Below are 315 nucleotides of genomic sequence, written 5' to 3' on the forward strand. Positions count from 1 at the left end.
GGGTCGGCCAGGCCCTGATGGCCGCCGGCGCGATCGTCGCGATCATCCACTGGCTCGCGCACCTGGAAGTGTTCGGCCCCGGCCAGCCCTCCGGCTGGCTCGACCTGGTCGCCGGGTACCCGACCGGGGCGCTGCTGCTGATCACCGGCGCCATCCTCGCCGGCCGCCGCCGCCCCACCAGCAAGAGCACGAACACCTGACCGACCGGAGTGATCCCGCATGCGCACCCCCACCACCCTGACACGCCCACCCCGCCGCGCCGTCACCGCCGCCGCGGTCGCCGTGTTCGGCGCGCTCGTCCTGCTTCTGGCCGGG

1 protein-coding gene is annotated in these 315 nt (G+C 75.2%); it reads left to right on the forward strand.

The features are described from left to right. Window positions 1-200, forward strand: a 200-nt coding sequence (locus ASG00_RS05185) for a hypothetical protein (RefSeq protein ID WP_056207395.1), incomplete at its 5' end; no start/stop codon positions are given. Window positions 201-315: the final 115 nt, after the last annotated feature.

Origin of the sequence: Microbacterium sp. Leaf351 (genome assembly GCF_001423825.1) — a bacterium.
GTDB lineage: Bacteria > Actinomycetota > Actinomycetes > Actinomycetales > Microbacteriaceae > Microbacterium > Microbacterium ginsengisoli.